Source organism: Pantoea sp. Pa-EAmG, assembly GCF_030024295.1.
In the GTDB taxonomy this organism is placed as follows: domain Bacteria; phylum Pseudomonadota; class Gammaproteobacteria; order Enterobacterales; family Enterobacteriaceae; genus Pantoea; species Pantoea dispersa.
Map to the genome: position 1 here is coordinate 1 of NZ_JASEWO010000179.1, position 8,802 is coordinate 8,802.

Sequence of the window (8,802 nt, forward strand, 5' to 3'; positions counted from 1 at the left end):
TCGCTGCCAACAAACGTTCGGTAATGACGCTGTTTTCTGGTCCGACTGACATTTTCAGCCATCAGGTACGTATCGTGCTGGCTGAGAAGGGCGTCAGCGTGGAGATCGAGCAGGTTGAAACGGATAATCTGCCGCAGGATCTGATTGACCTCAACCCGTATCGCACTGTGCCAACGCTGGTCGACCGTGAACTGACGCTGTATGAATCCCGCATCATCATGGAATACCTCGATGAGCGTTTCCCGCATCCGCCACTGATGCCGGTTTATCCGGTCGCGCGCGGTGAAAGCCGTCTGATGATGCACCGCATTGAGCAGGACTGGTACAGCCTGATGCGTACCATTGAAACCAGCAGCGGTGCCGAAGCCGATGCCGCGCGCAAGCAACTGCGCGAAGAGCTGCTGGCCATCGCGCCGCTGTTTTCACGTACGCCGTTCTTTATGAGCGAAGAGTTCAGCCTGGTTGACTGCTATCTGGCGCCGCTGTTGTGGCGTCTGCCGCAGCTGGGTGTGGATCTGGCTGGCGCAGGTTCGAAAGAGCTGAAAGGCTACATGACGCGCGTATTTGAACGTGACTCCTTCCTCGCTTCTTTGACGGAAGCCGAACGTGAAATGCGCCTGCAAGCCCGGGGCTAATCTATGGAAATGTCGCAACTTACTGCCCGCCGTCCCTATCTGCTGCGGGCCTTTTATGAATGGCTGCTCGACAACCAGCTGACGCCGCATCTGGTGGTGGATATCAATCTGCCTGGCGTACAGGTGCCGCTGGAGTACGCTCGTGACGGACAGATTGTCCTGAACATCGCGCCGCGCGCGGTGGGTAACCTTGAGCTTGCCAACGATCAGGTGCGCTTCAATGCGCGTTTCGGCGGCGTGCCGCGCCAGGTATCCGTGCCGATGGCTGCGGTGCTGGCGATTTACGCGCGCGAAAACGGCGCCGGCACCATGTTCGAACCGGAGCCTGCGTATGAGCTGTCCGGCGACGAGCAGGAAGGCGGCCAGGAAGAGACGCTGATGTCGGTGATTGATGGTGACCGTCCGGACGATGCGACGGATGACGACTCTTCACCGGATGACGAACCGCCGCCGCGCGGTGGACGTCCTTCACTGCGCGTAGTGAAGTAAATCGCGGAAAATAAAAAACGGGCTGACTAGCCCGTTTTTTTATGCCTGTGTCGCAGCGCGGCTTAGCGCGCGGCAGACCAAAGGGAGCGTAGCGCTCCCTTTGTACCCATCTTAATAAACGTCGCGCAGATAACGCTTATCTTTCTTCAGCTGATCGATATAGGCTGCGGCACGCTCGCTGGAAAGACCACCGAACTGACGCACCACTTCATACAGCGCGGCGTCGACATCCTTAGCCATGCGTGAGGCATCGCCACAGACGTAGAAGTAGGCGCCTTCCTGCAGCCAGGCGTACAGCTCAGCGCCTTTCTCCAGCATGCGGTTCTGCACGTAAATCTTCTCTTCCTGATCGCGGGAGAAGGCCAGGTCAAGATGCGTCAGCAGACCGCTCTGCTGCCAGCCCGCCAGCTCATCCGCATAAATGTAATCATGTTCCTGATGCTGGTCGCCGAAGAACAGCCAGTTTTTACCTTCAGCACCGGTCGCCTGGCGCTCCTGCAGGAAGGCGCGGAACGGCGCGATGCCGGTACCCGGACCGACCATGATCAGCGGGGCGTTATTGTTCGCCGGCACGCGGAACGCTTTGTTCGGCGAAATAAAGATCGCCGGCTTCTCTCCGCGACGCACGCGTTCAGCCAGATAGGTGGAGCACACGCCTTTACGCTCGCGGCCACCGCTGTGATAGCGCACGGAAGCGATGGTCAGATGCACCTGGTTAGGGTGCGCCTTCGAGCTGGACGAAATGGAGTAAGCACGGTGCTGCAGCGGACGCAGCATCGCCACCAGCTCCGGCACCGACAGGCTGCGCTTCAGCTCGAGCTGCAGCAGATCCAGCGTATCTTTGCCCCACAGCCAGTTGGCCAGTGTGTCTTTATCGTCGTGCTGCAGGACGTGCAGCAGCTCCTGGTTGGTAGTGTGCTGTCCGACCCACTCAATCAGCTTGCGCGACGGCTCAGAAATCTCGAACTGATAGGTCAGCAGATCGCCGAGGTTACGGTCAAAGCCCGGCACCGGGGTTTCGTAGTCAGCTTTCAGCTCGCTCAGCAGCAGGCTCACCAGCCCGGCATCGTTAACCGGGATCACGCCCAGCGCATCACCGGCTTCGTATTTCAGGCCGCTGTCGCTCAGGTCAAATTCGAAGTGACGGATATCTTTGGCGGACTGCTCGCCGGACAGACGCTTATTGGTCACCAGCGCCGCCGCGTACGGGTTTTGCTTGTTGCTGCCTGGGATTACCGGCGCTTCCGGCGCGCTCTCAAGCACCGTGCCGCTGCTGCCCGCGCTGGCGGCAAACTGTGGCATGGCGCTGCCAATCCACTCGCTGGAAGGCTCTTCGTAATCGATGTCGCAGTCGATGCGATCCACCACGCGTTTCGCCCCCAACTGCTCCAGGCGCATATCAATGAACTTACCGGCCTGGCAGAAACCGTCGTAGCCGGTATCGCCGATTGCCAGCACGGCAAAGTGCATCTGCTCCAGACGCGGCGCGGTGCTGGCTGAGATGGCCTGCCAGAACAGCTGTGCGTTGTCTGGCATTTCGCCTTCGCCGTAGGTGGAGGTGACGATCAGTACATGACGCATGGTGGCGAACACATCCAGATCCACTTCACCCAGTGCCTGCACTACCGGCACCAGGCCTTTAGCGCGCGCCGCCTTGGCTGCGGTCTGCGCCAGCGCTTCGGCGTTACCGGTCTGGGAACCAAACAGAATATGCAGCTGGGTGGTGGCGCTGGCGCCCGCTGCCGGTGCGGTCTGCTTGTCTTCTAATACCAGCAGGCGCGAGTGGAGACCGGCGAGAAACCCCGCCAGCCAGTATTTCTGTTCGCCGTTAAACGGCGCGTCTTCAGGAATGTAAGGAATCTTCATGGATATCAGTACTCAAACCGTTTTATCGTCATCAATCTTCTTTCGCAGCACAATCAGGAGAGTTTCCCGACCGCGGCGGCAATCTCTGGCAGTGCGGCGCGTGCAAACAGCTCTTCAAAATCAGGCAGATGGCCCAGCACCTCACGGTTGCAGGCGTCCTGATAAATGATCCAGCCATAGGTTGCCAGGCTGTCCATGGAGCGAATGTTGCGCTGCGTCAGCGCGGCTTTGTAATCCGACATACGCTTGGCGGCGATCAGGCTTGCCAGCTCATCATCGCTGTAGCTCTCAATGGCCGCACGGGCATGACGCTGCAGTTTGCTGACCAGCGCGAAATCTTCGGTCATCAGCAGGTTGCGAACCGCTTTCTCGACTGCCGCGTCTTCCACCGCTGTGCCTTTCGGCAGTTTGCCCAGCGCCAGCTGCTGCGCGAAGCTCAGAACAGTGTAGTTATTCAGCAGAACAAACATCTCCTGAGTATCGGTCGCGCCGTAGGCCGGTACCGCACCGTCGGCGATGGTTTTGCCCGCACGCCAGGCTGATTTGAACTTGGCAACCTGATGCGCGGCCAGCGACGTGGACAGCTCTTCCAGCAAATCCTTACGCGTTTTCGCTTTCAGGATTTCACCGCCGTCCTGATACAGCAGCAGCGAGCGCGGCATCACATAAACGAAGTGCTGACACTCGGTTTCCCAGTTCTCCAGCAGCCATGCCGCGCGCGGCGACTGGGTGGCTTCGAGGTGCCAGTGCAGCATGGTCAGCACTGCCTGCTTGTGCACCTGCGCCATTTCGTCTTCGTCAGCGATGGAGCCGAACAGCACCGAATCACCGGCGGCGTGCGCGGCCAGGGAACGGTACGGATCGTACTGATAGGCGAAGCCGCCGCTCATGCCGTTACCGAAACCTTTACCAAAGGTGCCGAGGTTAAGAATCGCGCCGTTAGTCATGTATTCACAGCAGAAGTCGCCGACGCCTTCCACCACCGCGGTGGCGCCTGAGTTGCGCACGGCGAAACGGTCACCGGCCTGGCCCTGAACAAACAGACGACCGCCGGTCGCGCCGAACAGCGCAAAGTTACCAATCAGCACGTTGCCGTCGCTGTCCTGTGCGCCGCCGCCCGGTGACATCACCACCAGTTCGCCGCCACACTGACCTTTACCGACGCCATCGTTACAGGTGCCGTAATGCTTCATCTGCATGCCGTCGTTGCAGAACGCGCCAAATGACTGACCGGCTGATCCGCGGGTATCAATCTGCACTGTGCGCGGTGCCAGATATTTCCGGCCACGGTCATCCTGCAGTACCGCTGGCAGTGCGGCCAGCTGCTGCGCCGACAGCTCGTGGTTCAGCATGCGCTCAATATCGATCGCCAGCTGACCGCCAACGCTCTTGTTACGGTTGTTCAGCGTCACGCCGTTACCCAGCGTAATCTCGCGGCGGGCGGCATCAACCAGCTGCGCTTTCAGCTCTTCTACCCAGCCATCGTCCAGCTCGAAATCTTTTTCCAGATACACCGGCTGAGCGATCTTCTGCTCCGGCACCACGGTCAGCATGGCGCGCAGATCGAGTTTGCCCACTTCCAGCGGATGATCCATCAGGTGCAGCAGGTCAGAGCGGCCGCGCGCTTCACGCAGCGAACGCAGACCGAGGCGTGCGAGGAACTCACGCACTTCCTGCGCCACGTTGATGAAGTACTGCGCCAGCTGACGCGGATCGCCATCGAAGGCTTCAGCGTTAGTGGTGAGGCCTGCCGGGCATTTGACGTTACAGTTTTTCGCCATCACGCATTTCAGCATCATCAGCGCGGTGGTGCCGAACTCGAAGCTGTCGCCGCCGAGCAGGGCCGATTTGATCACGTCGCTGCCGGTCTGCTGTGCGCCGGAGCAGCGCAGCTGCACTTTGTCACGCAGCCCGTTCGCGCACAGCGCCTGGTGTACTTCGGCGATACCGATTTCCGCCACGCGCCCGGTGTATTTCAGGCTGGTGACCGACGCCGCGCCGGTGCCGCCGGTGTTACCGGCGACGTTGATGACGTCTGCGCCGGCTTTTGCCACGCCGACTGCGATAGTACCGATGCCTTCAGACGACACCAGTTTGACGATAACGCGCACGCGTGCCGCTTTACAGTCGTGGATCAGCTGCGCCAAATCCTCGATAGAATAAGTATCGTGATGCGGCGGCGGTGATACCAGCTCAACGCCCGGCGTACCGCCACGTGCGGCCGCAATCTCCACCGTCACTTTCGGTGCTGGCAGCTGACCGCCTTCGCCCGGTTTAGCGCCCTGGCCAATTTTGATCTCCAGCTCTTCCAGCATCGGGTCGGCCAGATAAGCCGCCCACACGCCGAAACGACCGGACGCCAGCTGTTTGATGCGCGATGCGCGAATGGTGCCGTGGCGTGAATAGTGTTCGCCACCTTCACCACAGTTACTCATTCCGCCCACCATATTGGTGCCGTGCGCTACCGCTTCGTGCGCCGGCGCGACCAGCGCGCCGTGGCTCATGGCGCCTGAGGCGAAGGTACGGGTGATTTCGTGCGCCGGCTGGATCTCTTCCAGCGGCAGCGAGGGCAGCGCGGTAAAGATTTTTGCCAGATAGTCTGCTGCCTGACCGTAAGCGGTAATGTGCAACACGCCTTCAGTGATGCTGCTGCTTTCGATCTCATCGTTAAAGCGGGTTTTCAGCGCGCGTGACAGCGCGGCCAGACGCTCGCTCTCCGGCTTCAGGCCGGCAATGGCATCAATCAGACGCAGCTCAAACTGGTTGAGGCTGCCGTTCACCGCTTCACAGCGCAGGCCGCGAATGGCGAAGCCGTTGTTAACCAGCGAGTAGCGGCCCAGCTTGCGGCCAAATTCGGCTTCGCTGTCCACGTGGGTCAGATCGCACGGCAGCGCGAGGATGTCGCGCAGCGCCGCCGGGCGACGCTTACGCTCAGCGTGCATCAGGCTGGAGAACTGACGGTAATCCGGCGTGATAGCAAAGCTGTCGATCACCGCATTCGGGATGCGCTCGAAGCTGCTGTCTTTAAACGACTCGGCTTTGATGCTGAACGCGTTGTCCAGCCTGGCCAGCGTCATCAGACGGATAAAGTTGTCCTCTTCGCGCGCTTTGTCGGCGAAACGAATCGGCTGCTCTGTCATATCAATAAAGGTACGTACTGCGATGGTGCCATACGAGTGGCCCGCACCCTCAGAACGTTCTTTGAACAGACCCAGCAGTGGCACTTCGGCTTCGCCCTGAATTTTCAGTGCGCTCTGGTGCCAGTCCACCGCCATTTGCGCGATGGCCGGGAAGCCCGCGCCGCCCACCGGAGTTTTGATATTCGGGAAATATTTCTTCAGCACCGGATCTTCGGTATCGAGGAAGTTCGGCTCGAAGAACTCACCGCAGCTGTAGCTCTCAACGGTACACAGGCCCACTTTGCCCATGGTTTTCATCAGCGCTTTTTCTGCCGCTTTGGCATAGCGTTTGAACGCTTTGTTGCCTTCTTCACCTTCGCCAAACTTCTCTTCTGCACGCATCTGTACGCCCAGCGGATACACGGCAGAGGCGCCGAAGCCGAGCGTGGCGGCGATATGGTGTGAGGAGATGCTCTGGCCGCTCTCGACCACCAGTGACACATCCAGACGCAGGCCTTCCTGCACCAGACGCTGGTTGATGGCCGACACCATCAGCAGCATCGGAATGGCAGCATGGGTTGAAGAGATATGGCGATCGGTAATCACCGCGATGCCGCCCTGCTGACGGGCAAAATCCACCACCTGCTGCGCCAGGTTATCGATAGCGTTTTCCAGCGCTTTGGCGTTGGCGGCGCGGCTGACGATGTCTTTACCGATCACCGGCTCATACAGCATCTCGAAGCGCGCATACGGCGCCACTTTCTGCTCGCGCAGACGCAGCATGTCAAGGTGCGTCAGGATTGGGCTTGGCACGATGATCTGCTGGCCTTTACTGCGGCCGAGGTGCGGTTTAGCGCCGAGCGCCACGCGCAGCGTCATGCCGTCCGCTTCACGGATGGAGTCGAGCGGCGGGTTGGTGACCTGTGCAAAGCGCTGCGAGAAGTAGTGCGCCATGCCGCCTTCATGATCGGACAGGCCATTGATGGCGTTGCCGTAACCCATCGCGGATATCTTCTCAGCGCCGGTTTGCAGCATCGGGTCCATCATGAATTTGAAGCTTTCCTGGTTGTAGTAGTAAGCCACAAAGCGCTGATAGGTTTTCAGGTCGCCGCGATAGCGCAGCGGCGAGCCGAGTTTCTCTGCCGGCACTTCCGGCAGCTGCTGCAGTTCAACGCGTGCCGCCTGCACCAGGGACAGATAATCTTTTTCCGCCGCCAGCTTTTCCAGCGCCTGCACGGTGGTGTAAGAGCGTTTCTCTTTGTGATCGTAATAGAGCATGCCGCCAGCTTCGATACGGCCACGGCGCAGCACGCTCTCCGGCGGGAAGGCGATCTGGCCGGCTTCTGACATCGCACCGATGTACTCAGCGGTTTCGACGGAGCGCAGCGGACGCAGACCAAGACGGTCCAGCCGTGCGCCAATCACTTCGCCGTTTCCGAAGATCAGCGCGGCGGGGCCGTCGTTCTTCTCTTCATACAGCGAGAAGTATTCCAGCATGGCGCGCACTTCAGCCGACAGCGAGGTGTCGTTTTCCCACGCCGGCGGCATCATTGAAACCACGGCGTTGATCAGATCGAGGTTATCTTCCATCAGACGGCTGTGGATGCTCTGATCGAGACGCGAACTGTCAGACTGGCCTTTTGGCCGCACGATCTTTTTGCCGCGCGCCAGCATCAGTGCCGCTTCCGCGATGCGGTTTTTACGGTCCGTGTTCAGCTCACCGTTGTGCGCCATCAGACGGAACGGCTGCGCCATTGTGGTATGCGGATCGGTATTGGTGGAGAAGCGGGTATGGAAAAACAGTCCGCGCACCTGATGATCGGGATCGGTCAGATCTTTGAAGTAAGGAATTACTTCGTTGGAGTTCAGGCGGGCTTTGAACACCTGAGTGCGCGACGACAGCGACAGCGGATAAAGGCCGCCGAATTCGCTTTCGGTAAAGGCGCGTGCTTCGATGTCCAGCAGCGCACGGTAAATGTGGCGCTCGAAGTCGCTCTGCTCGGTAACGTCCTGCGGTGCGGCAAACACCCACTGCACGATCGGCAGCTGAAACTGCTGTGCGGCCGGACGCGTGACGCTGTTGTCCAGCGGCATATCACGCTTCAGCAGCACCGGGAAGTTGTAAGCCGCCAGCGTCTCTTCAACCAGACGCTCTGCGTTCGCGCGCAGCGCCGCATCTTTCGGCACAAAGAAGTTGCCCACGCCAAAGCGGCCCGCTTCCAGCGCCTGACCGGTCAGCTTACGGAAGAAGTTCAGGGAGAGGTCAACGTTAACGCCCGCGCCATCGCCCACACCCTCTGCAGACATCCCGCCACGGTGCGGTACCGTGCACAGGGCGCTGTGCGCCATCTGCAGGATTTCATGGGTCTGCTCGCCGTCCTTGCGGGTAATGAAACCTACACCACAGCTGTCGCTTCCTGCTGATGGATCATACAAACCCCAGGGGTTAGGTTGTTGAGTGGACATTGAGGGTCTCCTTAAACTGCTTTAGACATTACCTGCATTATTTCAGGCACAGAGCGCTGCTGCGTGCTGTATCAATTTGTTTTCGCGCGCTTTTACGCGGACGTCGCAACACCGGACAACGACAATCAAGGCACTGATTCACGTCCTTGATTGGCTGTCCATAAAATCCGGTCTCTAAGGGAGATAACTTGCATCCAGAGGGAGTCTTCTTGCTGCATAGATATGCC

At 59.5% G+C, this 8,802-nt stretch carries 4 protein-coding genes; 2 read left to right on the forward strand and 2 right to left on the reverse strand.

Features of this window, described 5'->3' with window-relative positions:
• On the forward strand, nt 1-635 hold a 635-nt coding region (gene sspA / locus QMM04_RS18625; protein ID WP_282996740.1), incomplete at its 5' end, for a stringent starvation protein SspA.
• 3 nt (nt 636-638) lie between these two features.
• A complete protein-coding gene (gene sspB / locus QMM04_RS18630; RefSeq protein ID WP_021507752.1) occupies nt 639-1,124 on the forward strand; it encodes a ClpXP protease specificity-enhancing factor in 486 nt (161 codons plus the stop codon).
• Between the two features lie 111 nt (nt 1,125-1,235).
• Here sspB and QMM04_RS18635 read toward each other — a convergent pair whose 3' ends face one another.
• Both QMM04_RS18635 and QMM04_RS18640 read right to left on the reverse strand, forming a co-directional pair.
• Entirely contained in the window at nt 1,236-2,990 is a 1,755-nt protein-coding gene (locus QMM04_RS18635) for a sulfite reductase subunit alpha (RefSeq protein ID WP_021507751.1), read from the reverse strand.
• 53 nt (nt 2,991-3,043) lie between these two features.
• The gene (locus tag QMM04_RS18640) at nt 3,044-8,575 is read right to left on the reverse strand and encodes a glutamate synthase-related protein (RefSeq protein WP_282996741.1); all 5,532 of its coding nucleotides are present in this window, start codon (nt 8,573-8,575) and stop codon (nt 3,044-3,046) included.
• Between the last annotated feature and the right edge of the window lie 227 nt (nt 8,576-8,802).

Coding starts and splice junctions, on each gene's coding strand:
- sspB (WP_021507752.1), top strand. CDS start 639: ATGGAAATGTCGCAACTTACTGCCCGCCGTCCCTATCTGCTGCGGGCC.
- QMM04_RS18635 (WP_021507751.1), bottom strand. CDS start 2,990: ATGAAGATTCCTTACATTCCTGAAGACGCGCCGTTTAACGGCGAACAG.
- QMM04_RS18640 (WP_282996741.1), bottom strand. CDS start 8,575: ATGTCCACTCAACAACCTAACCCCTGGGGTTTGTATGATCCATCAGCA.